Annotated in this window: 34 protein-coding genes; 29 read left to right on the top strand and 5 right to left on the bottom strand. The window is 39.9% G+C overall.

All coding sequences use genetic code 11. The annotated features are described in order from the left end of the window. Positions 1 to 50: 50 nt before the first annotated feature. Positions 51 to 296 (bottom strand): HPr family phosphocarrier protein, encoded by a 246-nt coding sequence (locus tag IMZ31_RS10540; RefSeq protein WP_207527338.1) that lies wholly within the window; start codon positions 294 to 296, stop codon positions 51 to 53. 212 nt (positions 297 to 508) lie between these two features. Between IMZ31_RS10540 and IMZ31_RS10535 the strand changes: the two genes are divergently transcribed. Together IMZ31_RS10535 and IMZ31_RS10530 are read left to right on the top strand one after the other, a co-directional pair. Next, positions 509 to 847, top strand: a complete 339-nt coding sequence (locus tag IMZ31_RS10535) for an iron-sulfur cluster biosynthesis family protein (RefSeq protein WP_207527337.1) — start codon at positions 509 to 511, stop codon at positions 845 to 847. Beyond that, positions 840 to 1,073 (top strand): YqkE family protein, encoded by a 234-nt coding sequence (locus IMZ31_RS10530; RefSeq protein ID WP_242705539.1) that lies wholly within the window; start codon positions 840 to 842, stop codon positions 1,071 to 1,073. The genes IMZ31_RS10535 and IMZ31_RS10530 overlap by 8 nt, the downstream gene beginning before the upstream one ends. A 170-nt stretch (positions 1,074 to 1,243) precedes the next feature. Here IMZ31_RS10530 and IMZ31_RS24650 read toward each other — a convergent pair whose 3' ends face one another. After that, positions 1,244 to 1,360 (bottom strand): putative holin-like toxin, encoded by a 117-nt coding sequence (locus tag IMZ31_RS24650; protein WP_255687396.1) that lies wholly within the window; start codon positions 1,358 to 1,360, stop codon positions 1,244 to 1,246. 409 nt (positions 1,361 to 1,769) lie between these two features. Here IMZ31_RS24650 and IMZ31_RS10525 point away from each other — a divergent pair, with 409 nt between their 5' ends. Then, positions 1,770 to 3,221 (top strand): aldehyde dehydrogenase family protein, encoded by a 1,452-nt coding sequence (locus tag IMZ31_RS10525; protein WP_207527335.1) that lies wholly within the window; start codon positions 1,770 to 1,772, stop codon positions 3,219 to 3,221. A gap of 105 nt (positions 3,222 to 3,326) precedes the next feature. On the opposite strand, the gene IMZ31_RS10520 is transcribed toward IMZ31_RS10525, so the two are convergent. Then, positions 3,327 to 4,247: an aldo/keto reductase gene (locus IMZ31_RS10520; protein ID WP_207527334.1), complete on the bottom strand. Its 921-nt coding sequence runs from the start codon at positions 4,245 to 4,247 to the stop codon at positions 3,327 to 3,329. 136 nt (positions 4,248 to 4,383) lie between these two features. Here IMZ31_RS10520 and IMZ31_RS10515 point away from each other — a divergent pair, with 136 nt between their 5' ends. The 24 genes from IMZ31_RS10515 to IMZ31_RS10400 all read left to right on the top strand — a co-directional run bounded on the left by IMZ31_RS10515 (position 4,384) and on the right by IMZ31_RS10400 (position 23,857). Then, positions 4,384 to 4,932 carry an NUDIX domain-containing protein gene (locus IMZ31_RS10515; protein ID WP_207527333.1) on the top strand — a complete coding sequence of 183 codons (549 nt, stop codon included), beginning with the start codon at positions 4,384 to 4,386 and terminating at the stop codon, positions 4,930 to 4,932. After that, a complete protein-coding gene (locus tag IMZ31_RS10510) occupies positions 4,932 to 6,086 on the top strand; it encodes an endonuclease Q family protein (RefSeq protein WP_207527332.1) in 1,155 nt (384 codons plus the stop codon). Before IMZ31_RS10515 ends, IMZ31_RS10510 begins: the two co-directional genes overlap by 1 nt. A 90-nt stretch (positions 6,087 to 6,176) precedes the next feature. Then, entirely contained in the window at positions 6,177 to 6,818 is a 642-nt protein-coding gene (gene spoIIM, locus IMZ31_RS10505) for a stage II sporulation protein M (protein WP_207527331.1), read from the top strand. A 109-nt stretch (positions 6,819 to 6,927) separates the two neighbouring features. After that, a complete protein-coding gene (locus IMZ31_RS10500) occupies positions 6,928 to 7,380 on the top strand; it encodes a ferric iron uptake transcriptional regulator (protein ID WP_188650436.1) in 453 nt (150 codons plus the stop codon). 264 nt (positions 7,381 to 7,644) lie between these two features. Continuing rightward, complete coding sequence (locus IMZ31_RS10495) at positions 7,645 to 7,860, top strand: YqzK family protein (RefSeq protein ID WP_036779586.1); 216 nt, start codon at positions 7,645 to 7,647, stop codon at positions 7,858 to 7,860. A gap of 6 nt (positions 7,861 to 7,866) precedes the next feature. Next, positions 7,867 to 8,754, top strand: coding sequence for a site-specific tyrosine recombinase XerD (gene xerD / locus IMZ31_RS10490; protein WP_207527330.1), 888 nt, complete (start codon positions 7,867 to 7,869; stop codon positions 8,752 to 8,754). A 100-nt stretch (positions 8,755 to 8,854) separates the two neighbouring features. Beyond that, positions 8,855 to 10,030 carry a phosphopentomutase gene (deoB, locus tag IMZ31_RS10485; RefSeq protein ID WP_207527329.1) on the top strand — a complete coding sequence of 392 codons (1,176 nt, stop codon included), beginning with the start codon at positions 8,855 to 8,857 and terminating at the stop codon, positions 10,028 to 10,030. A gap of 15 nt (positions 10,031 to 10,045) precedes the next feature. Then, entirely contained in the window at positions 10,046 to 10,861 is an 816-nt protein-coding gene (locus tag IMZ31_RS10480) for a purine-nucleoside phosphorylase (protein ID WP_207527328.1), read from the top strand. Positions 10,862 to 10,891: 30 nt separating this feature from the next. Beyond that, positions 10,892 to 12,199, top strand: coding sequence for a pyrimidine-nucleoside phosphorylase (locus tag IMZ31_RS10475; protein ID WP_207527327.1), 1,308 nt, complete (start codon positions 10,892 to 10,894; stop codon positions 12,197 to 12,199). Between the two features lie 217 nt (positions 12,200 to 12,416). Then, positions 12,417 to 13,583, top strand: coding sequence for a D-alanyl-D-alanine carboxypeptidase family protein (locus tag IMZ31_RS10470; protein WP_207527326.1), 1,167 nt, complete (start codon positions 12,417 to 12,419; stop codon positions 13,581 to 13,583). 104 nt (positions 13,584 to 13,687) lie between these two features. Continuing rightward, a complete protein-coding gene (gene spoIIAA, locus IMZ31_RS10465; protein ID WP_036779570.1) occupies positions 13,688 to 14,041 on the top strand; it encodes an anti-sigma F factor antagonist in 354 nt (117 codons plus the stop codon). Continuing rightward, positions 14,041 to 14,481: an anti-sigma F factor gene (gene spoIIAB / locus IMZ31_RS10460; protein WP_207527325.1), complete on the top strand. Its 441-nt coding sequence runs from the start codon at positions 14,041 to 14,043 to the stop codon at positions 14,479 to 14,481. Before spoIIAA ends, spoIIAB begins: the two co-directional genes overlap by 1 nt. A 12-nt stretch (positions 14,482 to 14,493) precedes the next feature. Continuing rightward, positions 14,494 to 15,249 (top strand): RNA polymerase sporulation sigma factor SigF, encoded by a 756-nt coding sequence (sigF, locus tag IMZ31_RS10455; RefSeq protein WP_207527324.1) that lies wholly within the window; start codon positions 14,494 to 14,496, stop codon positions 15,247 to 15,249. A 129-nt stretch (positions 15,250 to 15,378) separates the two neighbouring features. Further along, on the top strand, positions 15,379 to 16,008 hold the full coding sequence (locus IMZ31_RS10450) for a stage V sporulation protein AA (RefSeq protein ID WP_207527323.1): 630 nt from the start codon (positions 15,379 to 15,381) through the stop codon (positions 16,006 to 16,008). Further along, a complete protein-coding gene (locus IMZ31_RS10445; RefSeq protein ID WP_305849387.1) occupies positions 15,992 to 16,405 on the top strand; it encodes a stage V sporulation protein AB in 414 nt (137 codons plus the stop codon). Before IMZ31_RS10450 ends, IMZ31_RS10445 begins: the two co-directional genes overlap by 17 nt. A gap of 14 nt (positions 16,406 to 16,419) precedes the next feature. Then, positions 16,420 to 16,875 (top strand): stage V sporulation protein AC, encoded by a 456-nt coding sequence (gene spoVAC, locus IMZ31_RS10440; RefSeq protein ID WP_207527322.1) that lies wholly within the window; start codon positions 16,420 to 16,422, stop codon positions 16,873 to 16,875. A 12-nt stretch (positions 16,876 to 16,887) separates the two neighbouring features. Continuing rightward, positions 16,888 to 17,901, top strand: a complete 1,014-nt coding sequence (spoVAD, locus tag IMZ31_RS10435) for a stage V sporulation protein AD (protein WP_207527321.1) — start codon at positions 16,888 to 16,890, stop codon at positions 17,899 to 17,901. Further along, positions 17,901 to 18,251 (top strand): stage V sporulation protein AE, encoded by a 351-nt coding sequence (spoVAE, locus tag IMZ31_RS10430; RefSeq protein WP_207527320.1) that lies wholly within the window; start codon positions 17,901 to 17,903, stop codon positions 18,249 to 18,251. Before spoVAD ends, spoVAE begins: the two co-directional genes overlap by 1 nt. A 6-nt stretch (positions 18,252 to 18,257) precedes the next feature. After that, complete coding sequence (locus tag IMZ31_RS10425) at positions 18,258 to 18,833, top strand: stage V sporulation protein SpoVABEA (protein WP_207527319.1); 576 nt, start codon at positions 18,258 to 18,260, stop codon at positions 18,831 to 18,833. Beyond that, positions 18,817 to 20,283, top strand: a complete 1,467-nt coding sequence (locus IMZ31_RS10420) for a spore germination protein (RefSeq protein ID WP_207530369.1) — start codon at positions 18,817 to 18,819, stop codon at positions 20,281 to 20,283. The genes IMZ31_RS10425 and IMZ31_RS10420 overlap by 17 nt, the downstream gene beginning before the upstream one ends. Before the next feature lie 123 nt (positions 20,284 to 20,406). After that, complete coding sequence (gene lysA / locus IMZ31_RS10415) at positions 20,407 to 21,717, top strand: diaminopimelate decarboxylase (RefSeq protein ID WP_207527318.1); 1,311 nt, start codon at positions 20,407 to 20,409, stop codon at positions 21,715 to 21,717. A 33-nt stretch (positions 21,718 to 21,750) separates the two neighbouring features. After that, a complete protein-coding gene (locus IMZ31_RS10410) occupies positions 21,751 to 22,185 on the top strand; it encodes a peptidylprolyl isomerase (RefSeq protein ID WP_207527317.1) in 435 nt (144 codons plus the stop codon). Positions 22,186 to 22,753: 568 nt separating this feature from the next. Continuing rightward, on the top strand, positions 22,754 to 23,215 hold the full coding sequence (locus tag IMZ31_RS10405) for a site-2 protease family protein (RefSeq protein WP_207527316.1): 462 nt from the start codon (positions 22,754 to 22,756) through the stop codon (positions 23,213 to 23,215). 294 nt (positions 23,216 to 23,509) lie between these two features. Next, positions 23,510 to 23,857, top strand: coding sequence for a GNAT family N-acetyltransferase (locus tag IMZ31_RS10400; protein ID WP_207527315.1), 348 nt, complete (start codon positions 23,510 to 23,512; stop codon positions 23,855 to 23,857). 63 nt (positions 23,858 to 23,920) lie between these two features. Here the strand turns inward: IMZ31_RS10400 and IMZ31_RS10395 are convergent, their stop codons facing one another. Next, on the bottom strand, positions 23,921 to 24,442 hold the full coding sequence (locus IMZ31_RS10395) for a DUF309 domain-containing protein (protein ID WP_207527314.1): 522 nt from the start codon (positions 24,440 to 24,442) through the stop codon (positions 23,921 to 23,923). A gap of 124 nt (positions 24,443 to 24,566) precedes the next feature. Next, on the bottom strand, positions 24,567 to 24,653 hold the full coding sequence (locus IMZ31_RS10390; protein WP_036779535.1) for a YjcZ family sporulation protein: 87 nt from the start codon (positions 24,651 to 24,653) through the stop codon (positions 24,567 to 24,569). Between the two features lie 178 nt (positions 24,654 to 24,831). On the opposite strand from IMZ31_RS10390, the gene IMZ31_RS10385 reads away from it, so the two are divergent. Next, positions 24,832 to 25,572 (top strand): segregation/condensation protein A, encoded by a 741-nt coding sequence (locus IMZ31_RS10385; protein WP_207527313.1) that lies wholly within the window; start codon positions 24,832 to 24,834, stop codon positions 25,570 to 25,572. A gap of 6 nt (positions 25,573 to 25,578) precedes the next feature. After that, positions 25,579 to 26,178, top strand: a complete 600-nt coding sequence (gene scpB / locus IMZ31_RS10380; protein ID WP_207527312.1) for an SMC-Scp complex subunit ScpB — start codon at positions 25,579 to 25,581, stop codon at positions 26,176 to 26,178. Positions 26,179 to 26,800: the final 622 nt, after the last annotated feature.

Raw genomic sequence — 26,800 nt, 5'->3', positions numbered from 1 at the left:
AGCGCTAAATATAGATTTTTGTACTCTTCTTTGGGCGACTTTGTTTTTAATTATGCTTCCTTAAATAAGTCTTTTTCAATAAGAGATCGTTTAATCGCTTCTTCATTAGTTCCTTGAATATCGAGTTCAACTGTTTGGCCTGGCTGTAAGGATACGGCTAATACCCCAAGAAGACTTTTAGCATCCACTACCCAATGATCTTTTTTTAGTAGTACTGTATCTTCGTACTCACTCATGGTATTTACAAAAAGACTTGCTGACTCTGCAAAGATTGGTTTTTGCACTTGCAATATCATCTTTATCTCCTCCTGAAATTTTTTTCTGTTTTCCTTATCATAATTATGTGTTTAATAGGCTATACCCTTCTTTCGGGAAGAAATATTCGTATTTTGTACAGTACGCACAAAATTTAACTCGAGGATATAGGCGATTTATACAGAACAATCGAAACTCTTGCTCAACATGTTATGATTTTATAAGATAAAAAGAGACAAGAGGTGGTATTAAAATGAAATTAACAATAATGGACGAAGCATTAGAACAATTACGATTATTACAAATAGAAGATCATCCTATCTTACGTCTTTATTATGATATAGAAGGTTGTGGATGCGGGGTAAATGGCGTGCGCATTATGTATTTCACAAATGAAACGACACAATATGATGAAGTGGTAGAGAATGATCAGTACAAAATCGTTATAGATGAACAGCAAAAAACCTTTTTCGAACCAGAAATGAAGCTAGAATGGACGGGGCGTTTGTTCCGCTTGAAGAGTCCGAACCAAATGCTAAATGCCTCGTTATCTTCTAGAGTTATTCAAAAAGGAGTGGAGTTTGTTGGGTAAGAAAAGGCGGGAGCAAGAGGAAGAAGGTACATTAAAAGATCTTCTTCAAGATGATCTTGTTAAGCAGCTTCAATCTAAAAAAGCCGATTTAAAGAAACAAGAAGAAAAACGAAGAGAAGAAGAAAAACAAAAGAGAATCGAGGAACGGAAGCAACGTGAAGCAAACAAAAGCTTTGAAGAGTTGCTAAATGATAGTGATCTTGATTGGGAAAAATTTAAAAAGTAACCGGTAAATACGTGTTTTCATTCTGTAAAGATGTGGTATTATAAAGGTAGAAAGCATATAATAAAAACGACCACAGCTGCAACTGTGGTCGTATGATCAACGTTCTCTCTACATTAAGAGGATCGGCCCATATGAATAGACCTCTCCTGCATAAACGTGTGAAGGGAGGTCTATTTTTTATGCTTTAATAACTCTGTCACGATTTTCACAACAAAGCTAAGAAGCGAAAGGACGAACATACCAAACGAAAACATCACCATGATTACTTGATATGCGTCGATAGGCATCACCCCCTTTCGGATAGGGGTTAGCCGACCACCCTTTTCATATAGAGAGACGAGATCTTTCCTAATTATACCATACTTATGGTGTTTGTCGTTAGTACATAAGAACGCTAGTGGTTTCCTTTAAAGTGGGTCAAAGGAACGAACCCTACCTTTACAATTGCTGAGTTGACTCTTCCGCATAAGACCTCAGCTGAAAGGGGGGCCGTTACATTTGATGAGTGCTTGGGCTGGCTCGGGGACAACTCGCTTCCCAGCTCCCCACAGGGAAGCGAGTGGTTTCCAGACCCGCCTTACGCTCAATTAAAGTTAACGAAAACATTCTCTCAAAAGGATGAATAGGCTCAAAATGGTTTTAATTCGAGAGAAATGGATAAACCAAGAGAGCATTCTATTTTGAGGAGGCAAAACGATGAGTACATCATTTACTCAACAATATATAAATGGAACATGGAAACAGGGTTCTAGTGAAAAAACCGTACAAAATTATAATCCATATTCAAACGAGTTAATTCAAACGATTCAATCGGCAAATGAAGACGATTTGAATGAGGCATACGACTATGCTGAGAAGGCGCAGTCAAGTTGGACAGCATTAAAGCCTGCGGAGAAACAAGCTTATTTTGACCGTTTGCTTAAGGTTATGAATGATCGAAAAGAGGAAATCGTTGAATGGCTTGTTAAAGAATCGGGGAGTACAAAGATCAAATCACAAGTGGAATTTCAAGCAGCGCTCGCGATTGTAAAGGAAGCAAGTTCTTTCCCAACTCGTATGGAAGGGACAATCCTTCCGTCAAATGTTCCTGGTAAAGACAACTATGTTCACCGTTCTGCAAAAGGAGTAATCGGCGTAATTGGACCATGGAACTTCCCGTTTCATTTAGCACTTCGCTCTATAGCGCCAGCCATTGCAACAGGGAATACGGTTGTGGTTAAGCCAGCTTCTGATACACCAGTCACATCTGGTTTACTAATCGCAGACTTGTTCCATGAAGCAGGATTCCCAGAGGGAGTTATTAATGTATTAGTGGGACGAGGCTCTGAAATTGGCGATGCTTTCGTGGAACATCCAACCCCTAAATTAATTTCCTTTACGGGATCCACTGAAGTAGGTAGTCATATTGGGGAGGTGGCTGGTAAACATCTGAAAGACACTGCCTTAGAATTAGGTGGGAATAATGCAATGCTCGTGTTAAAGGATGCGGATATTGATCGGGCTGTTCAAGCAGCAGCGTTCGGTAAGTTCTTGCATCAAGGGCAAATTTGTATGTCTCTAAATCGTATTCTTATTCATGAGAGCATCTATGATAAGTTTACAGAGGCCTTTAAGAATAAAGTAGAAAGCTTAAAAGCAGGAGACCCTGCTGCTGATGATACAGTAGTCGGACCCGTGATCAACCAAGAAGCTGTAGAGAGAATTCAACAAGACGTTGATGAAAGTGTAAATCAAGGAGCGAGAAAGTTATTAGGAGGTAAGGTGGAAGGTAACCTTATGCATCCAGGGGTATTGTCCAACGTGACGAACGACATGCCAATTGCTAAGAATGAGATTTTCGGTCCAGTGGCTGCGCTTATTAAGGTGAAAGATGAAGAAGAAGCTATCCAAATTGCGAACGATTCTCCTTATGGCTTAAGTGGATCAATCTTTACAACTGATCGCTACCGTGGAATTGAAGTGGCAAAACGTATTGAGACCGGAATGATTCACATTAACGATCAATCCGTTAATGATGAAGGCCATGTTGCATTTGGTGGAGAGAAACAGTCCGGGATTGGCCGATTCGGTGGAGAATGGGCTATAGATAAATTTACAACTGTAAAATGGATTAGTGTTCAATCTGAGTATAGGGAATACCCTTTTTAATAACTGTTAACAATATGTACTACATCTATAAATTTTGATTGCTACGAACAAAGAAGCTCCTCATATAATATGAGGAGCTTTTTGAAATAGAATTGATTCTTTTAGTTAGCGGTGTTTCTGGTAAACAATTGGTCTCGTAATCTGTTGAAGTTGCGCATATACATCGTCTGTTAATGGGGGCGCTTCTAACATAGAAAGGTTTCGTTCTAATTGTTCAATAGAACTTGCTCCAAACACAGCAGTTGAAACAGTAGGATCTTGGAGGACGTATTGCAAAGCTAACGCTTGTAAAGAGCGTTCGTCAGAAGAATGTCCCAATAAATGCTCGATCATATGTTTCACTTCTTCTTGAGAATAGGATAAGTAGCCTTCCTGCGCCTTTTCTTGAACTTTTTCGAGGCCATTATTACTTAGCATCCCTTTAGCCAACGGACCTCTGGCCAGTACGCTAATCTGATTTTCGTTAAGCAAATCCAGAACTTCTTCTTCTGGGCGTCGGTCTAGTAGGCTATATTGCATCATGACACTAACGATATTTGAACGCTTAACATATTCCTGGATAACGTTCGGTCGGATTGAAGAAATTCCGTAGTAACGGACCAGCCCTTCCTGGACCAATTCGTCAAATGCGGCTATAGTTTCGTCAATTGGATCATCAATCGTTCCACCGTGCAATTGATAAAGGTCAATATAATCTGTACCTAAACGATGTAAGCTATTTTTCACCGCCTCTTTAATATAGGACTTAGAAGGATCCCAATACCAATCTTCTTGCTCTCGGTCAAAGTGGTTGCCTCCTTTCGTTCCTAAAATAACTTCATCCCTTCTTCCTTTTAAAGCTTTACCGACAATCTCTTCATTACGACCAAAGTTATATAAGTCTGCCGTATCTAAGTAATTAATCCCTGCATCCAGAGCGCGGTTTACGATGTCTGTCGCTTTCTTTTCATCTGTTCCTAAAGTCATGCAACCTAATCCGATTTCTGATACCATCAAATTAGAGGAGCCTAGTTGTCGTTTATTCAAGATCTATCATCCTTTCTGGTTAAGGTAGTTTCATTTTAAAATGGTCCTTTGGAAGACTCAACTGTTACACCTTTCCCTAAAATAGGGTAAGTTAAAATAAACATTACGTTTACAACTCTTGAGAGGAGCTATATTCATGAAAAAATTCGAAGAAAAAACCGTACATACAGAATCAATCTATAAAGGGAAGGTGATTTCTCTTCAGGTGGATGATGTTTCGTTGCCGGATGGGAATACATCTAAAAGAGAACTCATTAAACATCCGGGGGCTGTGGCTATCATCGCTATTACTCCAGAAGGGAAAATGGTTTTTGTTGAGCAATACCGTAAAGCGTTAGAGCGTTCAGTGGTAGAGATTCCGGCTGGTAAGCTAGAACCAGGAGAAGACCCTGAAGAGACAGCAAAAAGGGAGTTGGAAGAAGAGACGGGGTATACTACAGAATCCCTCGAGTTTGTAACCTCTTTCTCTACATCCCCTGGATTTGCAGATGAAATTGTGCATTTATATCTCGCAAAGGATCTGAAGAAAGCAGAGGACAAGTTAGATGGAGATGATGACGAATTTGTAGAGTTAATAGAGGCTTCATTAGAGGAAGCTGAAGAAATGGAAAGAGAGAAGAGGATTTGGGATGCGAAAACAGCTTATGCCCTTCTCTATGTGAAGCTTGAGGGTTTAATGTCGTAATGCAGTCGTATTTTGCAGATCTTCACGTTCATATTGGGAGAAACATTTACGGAGATCCGGTAAAAATTACAGCATCTGACAAGTTGACTCTTACAAATATTTGTAACCATGCTGCTTATCAAAAAGGATTAGATATGGTAGGTGTAATTGACAGCCATGTACCTGATGTGCAGGCAGAAATCCTTCATCTTATTAAAGAAGGGAGAGCGACTGAGCTCTCAGAAGGTGGTATTCGTTATGGTCCTTTAACGCTTCTTTTAGGCTGTGAGGTAGAAGTATACGATGAGCGCTGTCACGGGCCGATCCATGTTTTATGTTATTTTCCGACCATGGAAGCTATGCAACGCTTCACAGTATGGCTCAGTGCGCGCGTGACGAACATAACGTTAAGTTCTCAACGAATGTATGGGACTGCAAGCGACCTCCAGAATTATGTGAAAGCTGAAGGGGGAATATTTATCCCAGCTCACATTTTTACTCCTTTTAAAAGTTTATATGGGAAAGGGGTTATAGAATCTCTTGAAGAAGTATTTGATCCCAGATTGATTGATGGTGTAGAACTTGGTCTAAGTGCCGACACCACGATGGTCGAAGGGATTGAAGAGCTTTCTCCGTATTCCTTTCTAACAAATTCAGACGCCCATTCGCTTCCTAAAATCGCTCGCGAGTACCAAAGTATCGAAATGGAACGATGTACGTTTAAAGAATTGTTGCTCTCTCTTCATGAACAACATGGGAGAAGGATTGTTGCTAATTATGGAATGAATCCCCTGCTTGGTAAATACCACACTACCGTTTGTAATACATGCTTACAAGACCCTGGTAATTGTGAGTGTGAGGAAACGATTGTGGTAAAAGGAGTGGCAGACCGTATTGGTGAGCTGATAAAGAAGGGGAGGCACCCAAGAAAGAGGCCTCCTTACATTCATCAAATTCCACTAGAGTATTTGCCGAAACTCGGGCCGAAAACATTGGAGAAGTTATTAAAAGCCTTCGGTACAGAAATGAATGTTCTTCATCATTGTTCTAAGGAAGACCTTGAAGAGATTGTGCCATCATCATTAGCTTATACAATTGTAAGAAATCGTTTAGGACATGTAGCAGTTGAAGCAGGTGGTGGAGGAACATACGGAAGAATAAAAAAAGAGAGATAGAAAAGTATCTCTCTTACTTGGTCTATATTAAGAGAATCCTTCATAGAATACCTAATAACTAGAACAGATCGCTAGAAATGGAGGATTCTTATGTACGCCAAAGGACACGCCGCCTCTCAACACGTCCGTGAAAATGCTAGTATATACGTATTTACTAGCTTGTTATTTTTAATAGGTATCGTTTTTGGAGCTGTCATTGTAAATAGTATGAACGTCATTCAAAAGCAGGATTTGTTTTTTTATCTGGATCAATTCTTCGAACAAATGATGGGCGGGACGGTAAGTGATTCCCAAAGCCTTTTAAAGAGCAGTTTCTTTTACCATATGAAATACTTACTACTTATATTTATTCTAGGTATGTCAGTTATTGGGATGCCGATTATATGGATCTTGTTGTTTATGAAAGGAATCGTGGTTGGTTTTTCAGTGGGTTTTCTTGTTAATCAAATGGGATGGAAAGGGTTGTTCATGGCAGCGGCTTCGATTGCCCCTCAAAACTTAATTATCATTCCTGTCTATATTATGGCAGGAAGCATTGCGATGATCTTCTCTTTTACATTACTTCAAAAGCTCATGGCAAAGAAAGGGCATCAGCCGTTATTGCCCCCTTTAATGAGATACGGCGCAATATTTGTTATCTTGTTTGCGGTGCTAAGCATTGCATCCATTATAGAGTCCTATGTATCCCCTGGTGCGTTAAAAGCTGTAGTAGAATTTATCTATGGATCTTAAGATTTTTAGGTGATAATCATTCTAATTAATAGATTGTAATGAATATAATTTGACACTTTCTCTGTATCTGCTTATAATGAAAGATGGATATACGAGGGAGGGACCAGTCATGGAACAACGCATAGAGAAAATAAAAAAACAGCTCCATTCCCAGAGCTACAAGCTAACGCCGCAGCGTGAAGCAACCGTTCGTGTTTTGCTCGAACATGAAGAGGACCATTTAAGTGCAGAAGACGTTTACCTCCTCGTAAAAGAAAAAGCACCTGAAATAGGGCTTGCTACGGTTTATCGTACATTAGAATTATTATCTGAATTAAAGATCGTCGATAAAATCAACTTTGGAGATGGAGTCTCTCGCTACGATTTGCGTAAAGAAGGGGCGGAACATTTTCACCACCATCTAGTTTGTGTGGAATGCGGTGCTGTTGAAGAAATTGAAGAAGACCTGCTGATCGATGTAGAGAAACAAGTTGAGAGCGATTGGGGTTTCCAAGTTAAGGACCACAGACTTACGTTTCACGGCATCTGTAAGAAATGCCAGGTTGTTACAGTAAAATCATAATGTGAGAATGCCTTTTTTCCTATTGGAAGAAAGGTTTTTTATTTTGTTGTGTGGAAAATAATAATATATAACTTTTAGAAACATCGTAGGTTTACATATTATCGTAGACAAAACATGCCAATCCGTTTATTTCTATTTACAAATGAAAAGAAATCGGTTACTTTTATCTTGTGTTTCTCTTTTTTTACTAGATTTCTCGTATATTTTACCGAATTTCTGGCATATCTTGTACTAAAGGACATAAGCACTAAAGGAGATGTGCGGATGCGTTTAGTACAACTAATAAAAGATACTATAAAGATCTTCGTGATTTTTACAGCGTGTACTTTATTATTTTATTTTGGTTTACGTATGATGAATGATGAGTATGAACAGATTCATCGTTATGATGAACCCGAAGGTAAAGCTGTTAAAGTATTTCAATGGGAAGAAGAACAAATTGTAGATCGATTATCGATCTTTTTCCGGTTAGGGGAGTAATGGTTCATGGAAGATGAGCGTAAAGATTTTCTTCATTATCTAAAGATTGAACGAGGGTTGTCTCATAATACCCTTATGTCTTACGAAAGAGACCTTACTCAGTATGTCACCTTTTTACAAAAAAATACTGAGGTTTCGGGTGTACGTATGATTACTCGTACCCATATTATGCAGTACCTGCACCATTTAAATGATCTTAGCCGTTCTCAGTCTACAATCGCTCGAACGCTTTCTTCTATAAGGGCTTTCCATCAATTTCTTGTACGTGAACAGCTAGCTCAGTCAGATCCTAGCTTACATATAGAAACACCGAAGAAAGAGAGGAAACTTCCGAAGATTTTATCTATGAAGGAAGTAGATGCTTTGCTGGCTATGAACGCGCAGGACGCTTTATCTATTCGAAATAAAGCTATGTTAGAAATGCTTTACGCTACAGGCCTACGAGTTACAGAACTAGTATCTCTAAAAGTAAGTGACCTTCATTTGACAATGGGGTTTGTTCGATGCTTAGGGAAAGGTTCAAAAGAGAGAATTATTCCACTTGGTAACATGGCTAAAAATTCGGTGGAAATCTATTTATCTAGTTCGAGATCTGAACTCGTAAAGCAAAACCAAACAGATGAATTGTTTGTTAATCATCATGGTCGCCCATTGTCTAGACAGGGGTTTTGGAAGATATTGAAAGCGGTTGCGAAAGAAGTGGGGGTCGAAAAAGAAATTACACCTCACACATTGCGTCATTCTTTCGCAACGCATTTATTAGAGAATGGAGCAGATCTTCGAGCTGTACAGGAGATGCTTGGACATGCTGATATCTCTACCACTCAGATTTATACACATGTATCAAAAGCGAGACTAACAGACATTTACCGCTCTTACCATCCAAGAGCGTAATTTTTTCCAAAAAATTGATGTCTGACATCATACCACTATCCCTGAACTGAATAGATTTGTTCAATAAGGGAATGTAAACTTTATAGGAGGGATCGAATTAATGGAACAATATAAACGTGTATTTTTAATCGTATTAGACTCAGTAGGGATTGGTGAAGCACCAGATGCAGAACAATTTAATGACAAGGGCGCTGATACGTTAGGGCATATTGCTGAGCACATGAAGGGGCTTAATATGCCGAATATGAGCAAACTTGGTCTTAGCAATATCCGCCCTCTTCAAGGAATCGATCCAGCAGACAAGCCGCTAGCTCATTACACCAAGATGCAGGAAGCTTCCAATGGGAAAGATACAATGACAGGTCATTGGGAGATTATGGGCCTTTACATTGATACCCCATTCCGCACATTTGAGGAATTTCCAAAAGAATTAATCGATGAGATTGAAGAGCGGAGTGGACGTAAAGTTATTGGAAACAAACCTGCTTCAGGAACAGCTATTCTAGACGAACTAGGACCTGAACATGTAGAAACAGGAGCTCTTATTGTTTATACATCTGCTGATTCTGTTATTCAAATTGCCGCTCATGAGGATGTAGTACCTGTTAAAGAACTTTATGAAATCTGTGAAATGGTACGTGAGTTAACGAAGGATGAGAAATACATGATTGGTCGTGTCATTGCTCGTCCATTTGTAGGTGAAGAAGGCAACTTTGAACGAACATCTAATCGTCATGATTACGCGTTGAAACCATTTGGTCGTACCGTGATGAATGAAATGAAAGATGAGAATTATGACGTAATCGCTTTGGGTAAAATCTCTGATATCTATGATGGAGAAGGTGTTACAGAGGAGATTCGTACGAAAGATAACATGGATGGTATGGACAAACTGGTGCAATCCATGGATAAAGACTTTACTGGGCTGAACTTCTTAAACCTTGTTGACTTTGATGCGAAATATGGGCACCGTCGTGATCCTCAGGGATACGGTGAAGCTTTAGAAGCATTTGACCAACGTCTACCAGAAGTCTTAGACAAACTAAAAGAAGATGATTTATTACTTATTACAGCGGATCATGGAAATGACCCGATACACCACGGCACAGACCATACGCGAGAATTAGTCCCACTACTTGTTTATAACAAGCAATTTGATGAAGGGAAAGAGTTATCCCTTCGTGAAACATTCTCTGATATCGGTGCTACAGTAGCAGAGAACTTTAACATTAAAATGCCTGAACACGGCAAGAGTTTCTTAAAAGATTTAAAGTAAGGGGAGGACGTACACATGAACGCAGTACAAACTAAAGAAGCAGCACAATTTATTGAACAAAAATTATCCGAACAACCGACAGTTGGAATGATCCTTGGATCAGGACTTGGCGTATTAGCAGACGAAATTGAGAATGCTGTAACCATTCCTTATGGGGACATTCCTCATTTCCCGCAATCAACAGTAGCTGGACATAAAGGACAGTTAGTGATTGGACAACTTGAAGGGAAGCAAGTTATTGCAATGCAAGGCCGTTTCCATTATTACGAGGGTTATAACATGAAGCAAGTGACGTTCCCGGTACGTGTAATGAAACAACTTGGCGTTGAATCGCTATTTGTTACAAACGCTGCAGGTGGTATAAATGAAAGCTTTAAGCCAGGAGACCTTATGATTATTACTGATCATATTAATAATATGGGTGACAATCCACTTATCGGTAAGAACGATGATGAACTTGGCGCTCGTTTTCCGGACATGTCAAAAGCCTATGATGTAGAGCTTACAAATCATGCTAAAGCTTGCGCAGATCGCCTTGGGCTTAAGGTGCAGGAAGGTGTATATGTAGGAAACACTGGACCTTCTTATGAAACAGGCGCAGAAGTGCGCATGCTACGTACAATGGGTGGAGATGCTGTTGGTATGTCAACTGTGCCAGAAGTTATTGTAGCGAACCATGCTGGAATGAATGTACTCGGCATCTCTTGTATTTCTAACATGGCTGCTGGTATATTAGATCAACCTTTAACGCACGATGAGGTAATTGAAACAACACAGCAAGTACGACAAGACTTTTTAAACTTTGTTAAAGAACTTACAAAATCACTGTAACAGTGAAGACGATACTGGGGGAATTGAAAAGTGAGAATGTATGATATTATTGCTAAAAAACGCGATGGTCAAGCGCTAACACAAGAAGAAATCACGTTTTTCATTGAAGGATATACGAATGGTGAAATACCTGATTACCAGGCAAGTGCCCTTTGCATGGCAATCTTCTTCCAAGATATGAATGACGAAGAACGTGCAAACATGACGATGGAAATGGTGAAGAGTGGGGACACGATTGATCTGTCTGCTATTGAAGGGATTAAAGTCGATAAGCACTCTACAGGCGGTGTTGGTGATACAACAACACTAATCTTAGGACCTCTTGTTGCATCACTTGATGTTCCCGTTGCAAAAATGAGTGGACGTGGCCTAGGTCATACAGGCGGTACTATCGACAAACTTGAAGCAGTGCCAGGATTCCACGTAGAAATTGATAAGAGTGAATTTATTGAGCTTGTGAATAAAAACAAGGTTTCTGTAATCGGTCAAACAGGCAACTTAACACCTGCAGATAAGAAGCTTTATGGTCTTCGTGACGTAACGGCTACCGTTAACTCCATTCCTTTAATTGCAAGCTCGATTATGAGTAAGAAAATTGCTGCTGGTGCAGACGCGATTGTATTAGATGTTAAAACAGGCGCTGGTGCATTCATGAAGAGTTTAGAGGATTCAAAGGCTTTAGCAGAAGCTATGGTAGCAATCGGAAACCGTGTAGGTCGTAATACGATGGCTGTTATTTCTGATATGAGCCAGCCTCTTGGGCGTGCGATCGGAAATGCGTTAGAAGTGAATGAAGCAATTGAAACACTTAAAGGAAACGGTCCAGAAGACCTTACAGAACTTTGCCTGACTCTAGGTAGCCAAATGGTTGTGTTAGCTGGCAAAGCTGATACCTTAGATGAAGCGCGCGAGAAGCTTCAAGAGAATATGAATAATGGCAAAGCGCTCGAGAAATTTGCAACGTTCTTACAATCTCAAGGCGGCGATGAGCGTGTCGTTGAAGACCCAAGTGTCATGAAAGAGGCTTCGTATAAAGTTGAACTTGAGGCCAAAGAAGCTGGGTTTGTAGAAGAGATCGTAGCAGATGAACTTGGCACAGCGGCAATGATGCTTGGTGCTGGGCGTGCAACGAAAGAATCTGAAATTGATTTAGCAGTAGGTCTTTATTTAAATAAAAAAGTAGGCGATTATGTAGAAGCTGGAGAATCTCTTCTAACAATACATGCTAATCAAGAAAACGTAGAGGACGTAAAACAAAAACTTTACGAGAATATCACAATCTCAACGAATAAAGTAGAAGCCCCTACTCTTATTCACGACATGGTAACAGAAAAATAAAAAAGGTTTATTATTAACTAGCTCAATGTTGAGAGCACTTTTATCAAGTGCCTTAGCATTGAGCTATTTTTTTATTCAACATATTACTTTAAAGTGCTAAATGGTGTCTGACACCATTTAGCACTTTAAAAAGGTAAAGATAAGTTTTTTTGGTTTTGTTGTTATATATTCTGATCCCTTGGAAAAAATAGCTAACATAAAGATTGGAGGGACCTCTATGAAAAAAATAGGTGTCTGGTTCATTTTGATAACAATGATAATGACAATGTTTGCACCTGTCTCTTATGCGAAAGAAGAGTCAGGTCCAGAATTGGTAGAAAGTGCAAAGTCAGCCATTCTGCTAGAGCGTGATACAGGTGAGATTCTTTATGAGAAAAACTCAGGAGAGTCACTTCCTCCTGCTAGCATGACAAAAATTATGACGATGATCCTTATAATGGAAGCTTTAGATGAAGGGAAGCTAAAGTTAAACGAAAAAGTACGAGCAAGTGAATATGCAGCATCTATGGGAGGATCGCAAATCTTCCTGGAGCCTGGTGAAGAGATGACGGTAGAAGAGCTTCTAAAAGGAGTCGCTGTAGCTTCTGGTAATGATGCTTCTGTTGCATTGGCGGAGAGGATTGCTGGTAGCGAGGCGGCATTTGTGAAGCAAATGAACCAAAAGGTAGAAGAACTTGGTCTTACAAATACAAAGTTCCAAAATACCACAGGCTTACCAGCTAATGATCATTACAGTACTGCCCATGATATGGCTGTGATGGCTAAAGAATTGTTGAAGCACGAACAAATTACAAAATATACAAGTATTTATGAAGATTACCTTAGAAAAGGTACTGACAACGAGTTTTGGCTTGTGAACACGAACAAGCTGGTTAAGTTTTATACGGGTGTAGATGGATTGAAAACTGGTTTTACACGAGAAGCAATGTACTGTCTAACGGCAACTGCAAAGAAAGATGATATGAGAGTCATCGCAGTTGTGATGGGTGCTGAATCTCCGAAAGATAGAAATGCTGATATATCAGCCATGCTTGACTATGCATTTAATCATTATGAGACAGAGTCATTATATGAACGTCATCAACCTGTTGATATACTTAAAAATATACGAGCGGCTAAGACAAAAGTCGATGTAGTAACAAGTGAATCTGTATCGGTATTGAAGAAAAAAGGTCAAACGATAGAAAATGTAGATGAAAAATTGGTGTATAAAAAAGACTTAACTTTACCTATTCAAAAAGGCGAAACAGTTGGAACACTTACGATTACAAGTAATGGTAAACCATTATCTAAAACAAATGTAGTTGTAAATGAAACGGTTGAGGAAGCAGGGGTGTGGACGCTGTTTAAACGCTCCATGAGTGAAATGGTGAAACAACGCTAAATTTAAGATCTTTACTCGAACTACGACTAGTTTTGTCACGATGCAGGAAATAGTCATAAAAAAGAAGAAAGACTCATTAACCCATTAACAAGGAGGAAATACCAGTGAGTCTTTCAGTTCACTTTGAAACTAAACAGCATGTCTTATTGGTCCGCTTATCTGGTGAGCTCGATCATCATGAAGCAGAAAATTTACGTAATGACTGGCAGGACATCTTATCAAAGCAAAACCTGAAGCACGTCATTCTGAACTTAGAAGCGCTAAGTTTTATGGATAGCTCGGGATTAGGTGTGATTTTAGGAAGATATAAAGAAGTTAAGCAACAAGGCGGCGAGATGGTGGTTTGTTCTATATCTCCTGCTGTACAAAGGTTGTTTGAAATGTCGGGATTGTTTAAGATTATTCGTTTAGAAGAAAACGAAGCGTTTGCACTTGAAACGTTGGGGGTGGCTTCCTAATGAAGAATGAAATGCATATCCAATTCTCTGCCTTGAGTGAAAATGAGTCGTTCGCACGTGTGACTGTTGCGGCTTTTATTACACAGTTAGATCCAACGATGGATGAGCTTACTGAAATTAAAACAGTGGTATCTGAAGCGGTAACCAATGCTATTATTCATGGTTATGATAGCTTTCCGGAAGGGTTGGTTCATATTGATTGTGAAATAACGGAAGGAACGGTTTCTATCTCAATCTGGGATAAAGGTACGGGAATTGAGAATGTAGATGAAGCCAAACAGCCTTTATACACATCAAAACCGGAGTTAGAACGTTCTGGGATGGGCTTTACAATCATGGAAAACTTTATGGACGAAGTGGACATTACATCAATTCCTGGGGAAGGCACGACAGTTCGGTTAGTCAAGCACCTAAAAAAAAGCAAAACCTTATGTAATTAAGGGGTCATGCGTATGGATGTGGAACTAAAACAAAATAAAAAACAAGAACAATTATCGGATCAAGAAGTTAAAGCGTATATTGCATTAAGTCAACAAGGCGATCAGGAATCAAGGAATATCCTTGTTGAGAAGAATATGCGTTTAGTCTGGTCGGTTGTACAGCGGTTTTTAAATCGTGGTTATGATCCAGATGATTTGTTTCAAATCGGTTGTATTGGTTTATTGAAGTCGGTAGATAAGTTCGATCTTTCCTATGATGTTAAGTTTTCCACTTATGCAGTTCCAATGATTATCGGCGAGATTCAACGTTTTATACGTGATGATGGCAGTGTGAAAGTTAGCCGCAGCCTAAAAGAAACAGGGAATAAAATCAGAAAGAAAAAAGACGAACTGACAAAAGTTTATGGCCGCGCTCCTACTGTTCAAGAACTAGCCAAAGAACTAGATCTTTCTGCAGAAGACGTTGTGTTAGCTCAGGAGGCTTCGAAAGCTCCACACTCCATCCACGAAACGGTATATGAAAACGACGGCGACCCGATCACCCTTCTTGATCAAATTGCGGACCAGGATACTAAGTGGTTTGACAAGATGGCTTTAGAAGAGGCGATTCGATCCTTAGATGAACGAGAACGCCTGATCATTTACTTACGATATTTCAAAGATCAGACACAATCAGACGTAGCGGAACGGCTTGGCATATCTCAAGTTCAAGTCTCAAGGCTTGAGAAGAAGATTTTGGCTTTTATAAAAAATCAAATGAACGAGTAAAAAAGGTGTCTCCTCATCGTGGGGAGGCACCTTTTTTATTCGCTTAATTTTACATAACATGTAAACGCATGATTCGTGTACAGGAAACTCATACTAATTATAAATATTTCTTGTTAAGGAGGGTGGAAGATGAGCGAGATCGTTTATATAAGGATGCGGCAAAAAATAAACGGATATCGTCATCAGGTGATTTACTTATCTGATATAGCGCTCATTTCTGCTAACAAGCGGTTAACTGAAAAGCTAAACCGAGTGGTGATTCACACCGTTTCAAAACAAGATAAGAATATAGTCATCATTGATGTGTTTAGAGTCATCTATCAATTAAGTCAAACATTTAAAGATGCTGAGTTTCAGCCTTTGGGGCCAAATCAAACCATTGTTATGATTCCATCTAAGAAAAAGAAACCTTCTCTTTTATATGTCGTTTTAATTTGGCTATTGTTATTCATTGGTGCTGGTATGGCGATAATGAATTTCCATTACGACGTAAGTATGGAGGAAGTACATCAACATCTGCACTTTCTGCTAACGGGTAACAAAGTGAAACACCCGCTATGGCTTCAAATTCCATACTCTGTCGGGTTAGGTGTTGGAATGATTCTGTTCTTTAACCATTTGTTTAAGAAGCGAATTAATGAAGAGCCAAGTCCCCTGGAAATAGAGATGCACAAATACCAGCAGGACCTTGATCAGTATGTATCTTATCACGAAAACCATATCAATCAGGATTATAAGAATCATGACACAAATGATTGAACTATTTATTGGTTTAGCAGGAGGGCTTGCGGTAGGGGCGGGATTTGTTGCTTTCTTAACGGTACTTGGTATTATTCCTCGGCTGATTCAGTTAAGTAAGAGTGCCGTATATACGAAGTGGTATGAAGCAAGTGTTGTACTTGGGGTTTTAACAGGAACGTTTTTATCTTTTAATGATATCCCTTTTAATTTTCCTTATTTATTGAGTTCAGTTTGGGGCTTGTTTCATGGAGTGTTTATAGGAATGTTAGCGGCTGCATTGACAGAAGTATTGAATGTATTTCCGATTCTAGCTAGGCGTATAGGGTTAGAACGGAGTCTGTTATGGTTTTTAATGGCAATCGTGCTAGGGAAAATAACGGGATCATTGTTTCAATGGACGATTTTCGTTAAATAAATGAGGTGACGATAATGAGTGAAAAGTTTAATCAGCAGCAATATAACAATACAATCAAAGAGTACCAACCCAAACCGGCCTTGTTTGGGAATTGTCTTAAAGCATTTTTAGTAGGTGGACTTATTTGTACGTTCGGTCAGGTTCTGACGGAACTCTATATGAATGTTATGGATATTAGCGAGAAGGAAGCTGGAAATTACACAGTGACTACTTTAATCTTAATCGCTTCCTTGCTCACAGGATTTGGCGTTTATGATAAAATCGGGCAGTTTGCTGGCGCAGGATCAGCAGTTCCTGTTACAGGGTTCGCTAATTCAATTACAAGTGCAGCTCTTGAACACAAAAGCGAGGGAATCGTGCTCGGGGTGGCAACGAACATGTTTAAATTAGCGGGTTCTGTCATCGTTTTTGGAGTTGTGGCGGCGTATGTAGTCGGTATTATCCGATATGTCATCAAGCTAATTCTATAGGAGGTGGTCTTTATGCGGAAACAAGGGAAGCAATCGTGGGTTTATGAAAACGCCATTTATATTAATGCTACAGGTACAGCGGTAGGTCCGAGGGAAGCAAAAGGGCCATTAGCTGGTACGTTTGATACGAGCTTTGAAAACCTTCATTGTAATGAAGAGAATTGGGAATTAGCTGAACGTAAGTTAATGGAAACTGCGGTGCAATCCTGTATTGAAAAAGGAGACATCACAAAAGAACAAGTCGATCTATTCTTGGCAGGAGATCTATTAAATCAGAATGTGACGTCTAATTATTTAGCCAGATCTCTATCTATCCCTTTCCTTTGTATGTTTGGCGCCTGTTCAACCTCAATGGAAACGTTAGCGGTAGGTAGTGCTCTTGTGGATGGAGGGTTTGCTAATCATGTAGTAGCTGCTGTAAGTAGTCATAATGCTACAGCTGAAAGGCAATTCCGCTATCCGACTGAATATGGAGGGCAAAAGCCTAAGACAGCTACTTCTACAGTAACAGGAGCAGGAGCTGCATTAGTAAGTAAGAAAAAGTCAAATATAAGAGTTGAAGCAGCAACCATTGGTAAAGTCATGGATTACGGTGCGAAGGATCCATTCGATATGGGATCTGCTATGGCTCCTGCTGCATATGACACCATAAAGACACATTTAGAAGATATGGGGAGGTTGCCATCTGATTACGATCTTATTGCAACTGGTGACCTTTCAGGTGTAGGAAGTCCAATTGTAAAAGACATGTTAAAAGAAGATGGGTACAATGTGGACCAAATGCACAATGATTGCGGATTGATGATTTATAACAGCGATCAAGAAGTTTTTGCGGGTGGGAGTGGCTGTGCTTGTTCAGCTGTTGTAACGTATGGCCATTTAATTCAAGCTCTAGAAAAAGGGAAATACCAGCGAATATTAGTCGTAGCTACAGGCGCTCTAATGAGTCCAACAATGGTTCAGCAAAAGGAATCAATCCCAACCATTGCACACGGGGTCGTATTAATGAGGGAGGAGGGTCAATAATGGATTATGTTTGGGCGTTTGTGGTGGGTGGTGCAATTTGTGTCATAGGGCAAATTTTACTGGATGTATTCAAGTTGACCCCCGCTCATGTAATGGCGTCTTTCGTCGTTTCAGGGGCTGTGCTTGATGGGTTTGATATTTATGACAAGTTAATTGAGTTTGCTGGTGCGGGTGCTACTGTTCCGATTACAAGTTTTGGACATTCTTTACTACACGGTGCAATGGAGCAAGCGGACAAGAACGGGCTTCTTGGTATCGGAATAGGGATCTTTCATTTAACATCTGTAGGTATCGCTTCTGCCATTTTATTTGGCTTTCTAGTGGCTCTCATATTCAAACCGAAAGGATAGATGTATATGCTTTCCAAAAAAGTTATTGTCATCACAGATGGAGACGAGTATGCCAGGAAAGCCATTGATTACCTTGCGGGAGAGGTTGGGGGCACTTCTCTTGCCCAATATTCAGCAAATCCAACTACTGCTTCGTCTGAAGAAATTATAAAAGCGGTAAATAGAGCTGAAGAAGAGCCTGTTTATGTTCTGTTAGATGATGCAGGTATTCAAGGTGTGGGTCCAGGGGAGCAAGTGTTACTCGATCTGGCGAAAGAATTGTCTATTACAATTATAGGAGCAATTGCAGTGGCCTCTCATACCCGTTACAGTGAATGGTCTAGATTTACTTTTGCCATTGATCGTAGAGGCGAGATCGTAGCCCAAGGTGTTGATAAAGAAGGCGAGAGGGAAATAGAGTTCGGACGGATTAGCGGTGATACTGTTTATTCGCTTGATGAGCTGGATATCCCTACCGTCGTTGCTATTGGTGATATTGGGAAAATGTATGGTCAAGACGATTTAAAAAAAGGAGCGCCAATAACAAGAAAAGCAATTGAACTGATTTTGGAAAGGGCTGATGAAAATGAAAAAGGGGAGTAGTCAACCGATCTCTTCCAAAATACAAGAAAATGAGCAGTTTCTTAAAGATCGCGTTGGTGTAGGAATCTCATTTGATTTGGGGTTTCGTAAAATTAAAGTATTTGAAAAAGATATCGATATTTATTACTTAACAGGTATGTGTGATACCCAATATATAATTGAATTAATGAAGAAGTTAGTAGAGATAAACGATGTTGAACGGCATAATAAGTCTAAATTATTTTCCATCGTAGAAAATCGTTTAGTACATCAACAAGTGTCAAAGGTAAAAGATTTAGGAGAAGCTACGACTCAGCTCCTCTCAGGTTTAATCATTGTGTTTGTTGAGGGATATAACGAAGCATTTATTGTAGATGTGCGTATGTACCCCGGGAGATCACCTAGTGAACCAGACACAGAGAAAGTTGTACGCGGGTCTCGTGACGGCTACACAGAAAATATTATCGAAAATACTTCTTTAACAAGAAGGCGGGTAAGGGATGAAAGACTTCGCCATGAAATTTTTCAAGTGGGTGAACGTTCTAAAACAGATATTTGTCTGTCTTATTTACAAGATGTAGCGGATCCAGATTTAATTGATCTCATTAAAGAAGAAATAAAGAATATCGATACAGATGGATTATCTATGGCGGACAAAACGGTCGAGGAATATCTCGTTAGTCAAGGGAAGAATCCTTTTCCTCTTGTTAGATACACAGAGAGGCCTGATGTAGCTTCTGCTCATTTATTTGAAGGTCATGTATTAATAATGGTGGATACCTCACCGAGTATGATTATTACACCGACTACCTTCTTCCACCATGTTCAACATGCTGAAGAATACCGTCAGGCTCCGATGGTTGGTTCTTTTGTTCGATGGGTTCGATACTTAGGCATTTTCATGTCTGTATTTTTATTGCCGTTTTGGCTTTTGATGGTTGATGACCCAACTTTATTACCTCAATCATTAAAATTTATTGGACCTCACGATGAGAGTAATATTCCGGTATTTGCACAGTTATTAATTGCGGATATAGGGATTGAGTTTCTGAGGATAGCAGCCATCCATACTCCGACCCCTCTTTCAACAGCAATGGGTCTAATTGCTGCCGTGTTAATTGGGCAAATTGCAATTGACGTGGGATTATTTATACCTGAGGTCATTTTGTATGTGTCCATGAGTGCTATAGGGTCGTTTGCCACACCTAGTTATGAACTAAGTGTTGCCAATAAAATTAGCCGGATTACATTGTTGTTGATTACTGCGGCCTTTGGAATAAAAGGGTTTGTAATTGGGTTTACACTCTACATTCTATTGCTAACTCGTACAAATTCTTTGAATACTCCGTATTTGTGGCCTTTCCTTCCATTTAATTTTGGAGCTCTAATGCAAATTGTTTTCCGTGTTGCAGTGCCACTATCAAAGAATAGACCAAGCATTGTGAAACCTCAAAACCACCAACGCCAATAACATTTGTTTATTGAATAACACCTAGTGGTGTGGTAAATTTATTTTAATATTCTAATGAATGAAAGGAGGCAGTCTATTCTGTCTTCTTTTTAATGGTCTTGGGTAGAATGGGAGTGAAGAAGAATGATACACGATATGAATGGCAGAGGACATTTAAAATTAGGTGGGGTAGACGCAGTTGAGCTTGCTTCAACATATGGTACACCGCTCTTTGTATATGATGTAAATAAAATCAAGGAGAATGCTCGTAACTTTGTGAGAACGTTTAAAGATTTAGGAGTTCAAGCGCAAGTCGCATACGCATCAAAAGCATTCTCTTCTATAGCAATGCTACAGGTAGCTAAAGATGAAGGGCTAAGTCTTGATGTAGTTTCTCAAGGAGAGTTGCACACAGCTCTTGAAGCTGAATTTCCTCCTGAACGTATACATTTACACGGAAACAATAAGAGCATTCCTGAATTAGAAATGGCCATTGAACATCAAATAGGCTGTGTTGTCTTAGATAACTTTTGGGAAATGGAATTGCTGCAAGGTCTATTGGCTGAAAGAGATGCATCAATGGATGTATTATTACGTGTGACCCCGGGTATTGAGGCACATACACATGATTATATTTTGACAGGACAAGAAGATTCGAAGTTTGGTTTCGATCTATGGAATGGGCAAGCTGAAGAAGCTGTTAAATACCTACTTCAAGATCAGCATCATATGAACTTAAAAGGTTTGCATTGTCATATTGGATCTCAAATTTTTGAGACTGATGGCTTCATCATGGCCATTCGCAAACTTTACGGAGCTTTAGGGTCTTGGAAAGAAACATACGGATTTTATCCTGAAGTGTTGAATCTTGGTGGCGGATTTGGGATTAAATATACTGAATCTGATGAACCATTGCCACTGTCTCACTATGTGCATCAGTTAGTGAGAGAAGTGAGAGAACAAGTCGAACATTATGGATTTTCTGAGCCTGAGATTTGGATTGAACCTGGCCGCGCCATTGTTGGTGATGCAGGGGTTACTCTATATACAATTGGGTCCATTAAAGAGATTCCCAATGTGCGTACATATGTTGCAGTAGATGGTGGTATGACTGATAATTTACGTCCAGCGTTATATTCAGCCAAATATGAAGCTGTAGTTGCTAACAAGCTAAATCAAGAGAAGATAAAAACTGTTTCAATCGCAGGGAAGTGCTGTGAATCCGGAGATATGTTAATATGGGATATAGATGTTCCGGAAGTGGAGAGTGGAGATCTTTTGGCTACCTTTAGTACAGGGGCTTATGGTTATTCTATGAGCAATCATTATAATCGATTTCCGAAATCTGCTGTTGTCTTCGTAGAAAACGGTCATCATCAATTGGTTATCAAGCGGGAATCTTATCAGGAAATGACTCGATTAGATATACCTTACACTCCACCAGAAGGCGTCTAAATAGGAGAACATAATTTACAGGAGGAACTATACATGAATAAAGGTTCAATTACATTCGAAAACGGTGAAGTGATCCATTTTGATCTTTACCCAAATGAAGCACCAGGCACAGTTGAAAACTTTGCAAAGTTAGCGAATGAAGGATTTTATAATGGCTTAACATTCCACCGTGTCATTCCAGGTTTCGTTGCTCAAGGCGGTTGTCCTAAAGGGAACGGAACAGGTGGCCCAGGTTACACAATTAAATGTGAAACGGAAGGTAATCCACATACTCACCAAGCTGGTTCTTTATCCATGGCTCACGCCGGTAAAGACACAGGCGGAAGCCAGTTCTTCATCGTACACGAAGAGCAGCCACACTTGAATGGTGCACACACGGTATTTGGTCAAGTAACAGATGGTATGGATACTGTGCTACGCATTCATCCAGGTGACGTGATGCAAGAAGTTAAAGTTTGGGAAGACTAATATTTTCTCTAAAGACTGTTCCATGTAAATGGAACAGTCTTTTTTTATTAAAAGATTCCTTATATAGAATACCCGAAGTTGAGGTATCTCAGCTGGAAGGGGCCGTTATGTTTATGATTGCTTGGGCTTGCTCGGGGACAACTCGCTTTCCTGCGGGGAGCTGGGAAGCCTCCTCATTCGCTTTGCTCCCTGCGGGGTCTTCCTTAGTTTAAAAGTATAGGCGTGGTGCCTAGGACCGTACGGACAAGGCAGCTTTTTGGAAAAGGCGGTAAGCCTTTGTAAAAAAGATGACTTGTCTCGCTAGGTCCTCCACGCCGGAACTAGATAGGCTCCTTTTCCCGCGGGAGTCTCGCAGTCCCCGAGCAAGCCCTGCTTTAAAGAGGTGAACGGCCCACCTTACACTCATTTAAAGCAAACGGAAAAACTCACTCAACTTCGAGTCTTCAACAATACTTCCCTTTAGAAGAACAAAGCTGAAAATTCTGGGCGGGAGTTTTTGACTGTAGACTTGCATTATTCGGTGAAGAGGGGGAGAATATGTATAGATTTGGAGAGAAGGAGCCTTTAGATGGTAGTTTTCGTATGGTTTGTTTTCATAGTTGCGCCTTTTTGTTTGCTCTTGCATGAGTTAGGTCATTCCTTATTGGCTCGTACAGCTGGTGCGGAGCGTGTGGAGGTTTTTTTAGGAATTGGTCCATCTCTAAAAATTCAAGTAAACCCTTCCTTTCGCATACATATCGCTTTGTGGTATTTCTTGGGTGCAATGGTTTCTTATGATAAGCGAGAGGGCTTCTCCCTGGGGGATCGGATGGCTATATCATTAGGTGGACCATTATTTAGTTTAGTAGGAGCGGTGATTTGTTGGGGAATCTACCTCTATGCTCCTTATCCAATTGTTTCATTAATGATGGTTTTTAATGGGTGGTTATTTATCATTAACCTCATTCCATTTAGTATCAAAGGTAAGCAGTCAGATGGGTACTTGGTTATGAAAGATGCTGCGTGTTTGATTAAGAAGAAGCGATACTAATCGTTTAAAGGCTTGCATATTTAACGAATGTCGTTATAATTAGGGAGGAGTAAAAGATGAGGAAAAAGAATTGGACCCTTTTCTTTATTTTACTCGGAGTGAGTATGACATGGGGCGTCGTATACTGGATCCTTTTTGTGATTAAGTAATGAAGTTTGTCATATCTGACAGACCAAAGATGCTAACTTTAAATAAGTTTATATAAACACTTCGAATAGGAAGCTAAAAATAAATTTTATTGTAATCATCTTGTTGTCAATCATTGGCAATTTATTTTCATAATGAGGGGTTAATATGTTAATTCGATATAAGAAAAGTTTTGAAAAAATTGCCATGGGTCTTCTATCTTTCATGCCCGAGGAGAAAGACGTTAAGAAGTTATTGCAAACAATCAGGGAATATGAAAGTAATGATAACTGGCAATTGTATCTTTGGAAAGAAGAAGATATCCTGGGCGCAATTGGTATACAGTTTGATGATCAATCAAAAGCTGTTATTCAGCATTTAACGGTCAATCCATCTCATAGGAATTCAGGGATTGGGAAGCGTATGGTAGATGCGGTGAAGCAACAGCTAAGTGACCGTTATGATGTTTGTTCTAATGAATATACCGAAGCATTTGTAGACCACTGTGGCTCATGATTTTAAGTTATAAAATGAGAAAAGCCAGCTCCTCTGAAAGGAGGAGCTGGCTTTTTTCGTTAGTTAACGATTTTTTTGCCGTTCTACTAATGCATCTTTTCGTTCTTGTATAACATCTGAACGGTCCCGCATAGAATGGCGGTGCACGATAGATACGTCTTCTAGATTGCTAGGTGTATTATATGAGATGCCCCACTCTTTGCATCTTGTTGAGGCGGCTTCTTTAAGTTCTGAAGACAGAATGGGTAGTTCTATGCTTTTGTATGGTTTGTTTTGATCGATTCGTTCACGAATTAAATCAATTGTAGATAGTAAAGCCTTAGCGTCTAAACCATACTGACCTAGATTGCCGTAATGGCTAGTTAAAATGGTTTCTGCTTTTTCAATGGTTCTTTTAGCTCCAATGAAATTATTACGCCTATGGTGATACAAGGAAACAGCTAGTTGGATGAGGCCTACCCAAACCGCGTTCTTGTCTAGCGGTGTATCTTCTTTCCAGCGTTCTTCAAGGAGTTCATGACATTCAAAATAGTCTCTTGTGCCATGGAAATGAGCTAGATAATCAATGTAGGCTTGGTCAAACAAAGGGCAGCCTCCTTTCAAATTATAATGAATAAGGTAAGTGTATCATATGTGAAAACACAGACGCGAATGTAGTACATAAGTAAAGAGAGAGCTATCTAATTAGCTCTCTCTAGACGCTACTAAATTAGTATAACCAGCTAGCACCAACGATGATCAATAGAATAAACAATACAACGATTAACGCGAAACCGCCACCATAACCATAACTCATATTGAATTCCTCCTTATTTTCTGTTAACGGATAAATGTTTTTTTGATAACATTTATCTTACGGTATACCTTATGAGAAATTACTCCATTCTGTATGGGCGTTTATACCGGTGATGGATATTTTTTTTAGAATCCATTTATATGGATTACTTTTTATTCGTTTTAGAGAGGGTTAAAGTATGAATACAAGCTATACGGTGAAAATTGATGCTTTTGAAGGTCCGCTGGATCTTTTGCTTCATTTAATTAACCGCTATGAAATTGATATATATGATATCCCCGTAGCTACCATTACAGAACAATACACCGCATATATCCATACAATGCAGAAGTTAGAACTGGATATAGCGAGTGAATATCTTGTAATGGCAGCTACGCTGTTAGCCATTAAAAGCCAAATGCTCCTTCCGAATCAGGAGCTTGAAGTTGAAGATGAGGAATATGATGAAGAAGACCCTCGTGAAGAACTAATGCGCCGATTGATAGAATATCGTAAATACAAAGAGGCTGCTGATGAGTTGAAAGAACGGGAAGAAGCAACACAAATTTACACCCGACCTCCGATGAGCTTGGAAGGGGAAGAAGAACAACAACAGTCAGTTAGTACCCAGGGAGATGTGTCTATTTATGACATGATTGGGGCGATGCAAAAGCTTTTCCAGCGTAAGAAATGGGAACAGCCTCTTGAAACCAGAATACAGCGTCAAGAAATCCCGATACAAGAACGTATGAATGAAGTTCGAGACGTTATTATTAGTTCTAAGGGTGGTGTGCGTTTCTTTGAAATGTTTCCTTTTCCAACAAGGACCCATATTGTTGTAACCTTTATAGCAATCTTAGAACTTATGAAAAATAAAGAAGTATACTGTGAACAATCAAACCACTTCGATGAACTCGTGTTATACAAGATGGAGGAATAAGGAAATATGGAAACGAACGAATTACAAGCAATTGTAGAGGGGCTGCTATTTGCAGCAGGGGATGAAGGCATGACAAAGAAACAACTTGCTGAAATTATAGAAGAAGACCCTAAGGCAATTGAGGAGATTTTGCAGCAGCTGAAAGAAGATTACGACCAATCTTCTAGAGGGATTTCTCTTATGCAATCAAAAGCTTTCTTTCATTTAACCACGAAACCAGAGCACTCCGCTTACTTTCAGCGAATGAAAGATGCTCCACACTCTTCTCGTTTATCCCAAGCTGCTTTAGAAGCACTTGCTATTATTGCTTATCAACAGCCTATTACAAGGACGGAAGTTGAAGAAATACGAGGGGTCAAAAGTGAACGACCGATTCAAACCTTGATCAACCGCTCTTTAATTGAGGAGCGGGGAAGAAAAGAAGGAAGCGGTCGAGCTATTCTGTATGGTACAACGACGGATTTCTTAACCTACTTTGGCTTAACTTCTATTGAAGAACTCCCACCTTTACCAGAAGGTGCTGAGCAATTGGATATGGAAGATGAAGCAGATTTATTCTTTGAATCTTTCCAAGAGACCTTTGATGAATCGTCAGAACCTTCCTGATTACAGGAAGGTTTTTTTTATTCAAGACAGGGATAGGTCCGTTACCTAGCGGGGGCTAGGTCTTGTTGTGGGACAACTCGCTTTCCTGCGGGGAGCTGGCTTATCTCGCTAGGTCCTCCACTACGGAACTGGATAGGCTCCTTACCCCCGCGGGAGTCTCGTCGTCCCGCAGCAAGCCCTGATGTTAAATGGCTGAACGGACCGCTGTAGTATTAACTGCCTTGCATGCCATATATGGTGCGTTTCCGTCTCCTCCGAAATCGGTAAAGGTGGGCAGTTGCGAGCCTCCTACGGGAGAGAGAGCTAGACGAGATCCCGCAGAGAGCGAAGCGAACGAGGAAGCTCGGCAGCTTGTCCTCGGAAAGCGGGTGATTTCCTGGCCCACCTAACGATCCAATAAAGCTGACGGAAACCATTCTATCAATCCCGTAACATTTCTATCACAGCTTCGAGTCTTCCATATAAGGGGGGCTTATGTAGAACAAATGAAATCAGCAATAAGCATTAACATAGCCTTATTAAAAGAAGGGCAAGATGGGGCGTTAAAGATTTAACTCACTCTACAAACCTTTGAAAAAAAGGACATTGTGGGGAATGTGTCGAATAGGTATGTAACATAGTA

It is taken from the genome of Pontibacillus sp. ALD_SL1, from assembly GCF_017355605.1.
The sequence above is the reverse complement of the archived record's forward strand: the minus strand, read 5'-3'. Positions and strand labels throughout refer to the sequence as shown.